Origin of the sequence: Aeromonas schubertii (assembly GCF_000820105.1) — a bacterium.
GTDB lineage: Bacteria > Pseudomonadota > Gammaproteobacteria > Enterobacterales > Aeromonadaceae > Aeromonas > Aeromonas schubertii.
Map to the genome: position 1 here is coordinate 1 of NZ_CDDB01000073.1, position 2,060 is coordinate 2,060.

The 2,060-nt window shown below is 62.4% G+C and carries 2 protein-coding genes and 1 pseudogene; 1 reads left to right on the forward strand and 2 read right to left on the reverse strand.

Features of this window, described 5'->3' with window-relative positions:
* On the reverse strand, positions 1–681 hold a 681-nt coding region (tpiA, locus tag BN1133_RS14900), incomplete at its 3' end, for a triose-phosphate isomerase (RefSeq protein ID WP_050667283.1).
* A 137-nt stretch (positions 682–818) separates the two neighbouring features.
* Positions 819–1,557, reverse strand: a pseudogene (locus BN1133_RS14905) (ElyC/SanA/YdcF family protein).
* 96 nt (positions 1,558–1,653) lie between these two features.
* On the opposite strand from BN1133_RS14905, the gene BN1133_RS14910 reads away from it, so the two are divergent.
* Positions 1,654–2,060 (forward strand): methyltransferase domain-containing protein (locus tag BN1133_RS14910; RefSeq protein WP_157432349.1); only part of this gene is annotated, 407 nt, incomplete at its 3' end.

The following is a 2,060-nucleotide window of genomic DNA, read 5'->3' on the forward strand; positions in this document are numbered from 1 at the left end:
GATGTCCGGCTGACCAAACAGGTCGGCGGCGGTTGCACCGGTTACGGAGCCACCGTAGAGGATCTGCACCTTGGCGGCGATGTCGGCGTCGAAACCGGCCAGGTATTGACGGATGTGGGCGTGCACGGACTGGGCGATCTCGGGGGTCGCGGTCTTGCCGGTGCCGATGGCCCATACCGGCTCATAGGCGATGACGGCGTTGGCGAAGGAGGCGATGCCGCAGCGATCGATGACGGCCTTGAGCTGGGTCTCGACGACGGTGTTGGTCACACCGGCTTCGAATTGCTCCAGGGTCTCACCGATGCAGAGTACCGGAACCAGGCCCGCTTTCTGGATGGCTTCGTACTTGGCGGCGACCACGGCATCGCTCTCGGCGTGCAGGGTGCGGCGCTCGCTGTGGCCAACCAGGGAGTAGGCGCAGCCAAACGCTTTGAGCATGACCGGGGAGTTCTCACCGGTGAAGGCGCCGGCTTCGTGAACGTCGGCATTCTGGGCGCCGTAGGCGATCTTGGTGCCGGCGGTCAGTTGCTCGACCTGGCCCAGGAAGATAACCGGGGGGCAGACGGCGACCTGAACGGAGGGGTGGGCGGCGGCGGCCGGGGCCAGACCCTTGAGCAGGGCTTCTACAGAAGCCTTGGTGCCATTCAGTTTCCAGTTACCCATTACCAGATGCTGTCTCATTTCTTCTTCCTTCTGAGATGTTTGACTGCGGGCCATTATAAGAAGTGAACCGGAACCAAGATAGCCGCGTCGACGGCAATTGACGTAATTTTTTTTCGTTTTACCTGATCCAGGTCAGTTTCCAACCCCTTGATTGTTCACTCGTTGCTCTGTCCGCGCAGGCGGCTCCAGAGCTGACCGATCCACTCGTGCAGGGCCGCCTCCGAGTACATCAGATAGCGCCCCTTGGGGAGGTAACTATAGAGGGGAAGTGGCGCCTGGCTCTCCTTGGCGGTGAAGTCGGTGGGGGCGGGGATGGGGGTCATCCCCTCGGCCCGATAGAGGGCCAGGGCTCGGGGCATATGGGTCGCTGAGGTGACCAGTGCCACCTGCTGACCGGTCAGGGCGCGGGCGATGGAGACCGCCTCGTCGTGGGTGTCTTTGTTGTTTTCAAACAACTGCATTCGAGTGCGGGGTATCCCCAGACTCTCCGCCATACGGGCATTGACCTCGGCGTTGGAGAGGGGATCCCCTGCCGCATAACCCGAGAAGATGAGGGTTGCCTCGGGGTAAGCCTTGGCCAGACGCACCCCCTCCAGGGTGCGCGCCAGGGCGATATTGTTCTGCCAGCTGGTGAGGGGAATGGCCGGATCCGAGACATGGCCGTTGCCAAGCACCACGATGGCATCGATGCGGGGATGTTCGGCCACCGCGAAGGGAGGGTTGGCCTGCNNGCAGGCCAAAGGTGGCGATCACCACCAGTGAGAGGGTCGCGAGCAGCTTGCCGCTCTTTTGAAAGCGGGTGAACCAGAGCAGCAGCAGGGCCAGCAGCAACAGGGAGAGGCCAAAGGGAAGCGGCATCAACAGATGACCTATCCATTTTTTGATGACGAACACGGGGTGGAGTCCTCGGGTTTTGACGAACCGCACGAGTATGCCAGAATAGCGGACTTTTGGAATTGGCCCGACCGGGCCCGTTTTCGAGTCAGTTTCTTGAAGCACGATCAGAGTTTCGACGGGCGCGCCGACAAGTTCGCCCGCAATATCTACGACTCCAGCAAGGGACGCATTCGCACCACAGTGGTGTGGAGCGATCTGGAGGCCTGTCTCGCTCGCCTTGGGGACCGCCCCCTGCGCATCCTCGATGCGGGCGGTGGCTTTGGTTTCTTTGCCCGCCGTCTGGCCGCCCTGGGTCATCAGGTGACCCTGTGCGATCTCTCCGCCGAGATGCTGGCTATGGCCCGCGTCGCCATCGAGGAGGAGGGGCTGACCGACAGGATTCGTCTCATTCACTGCCCCATTCAGGATCTCAAGAGCCAGGTGACCGGCCCCTTCGATCTGGTGCTCTGCCACGCCGTGCTCGAGTGGCTGGCCGAGCCGCGCCAGACCCTGCTCGGCCT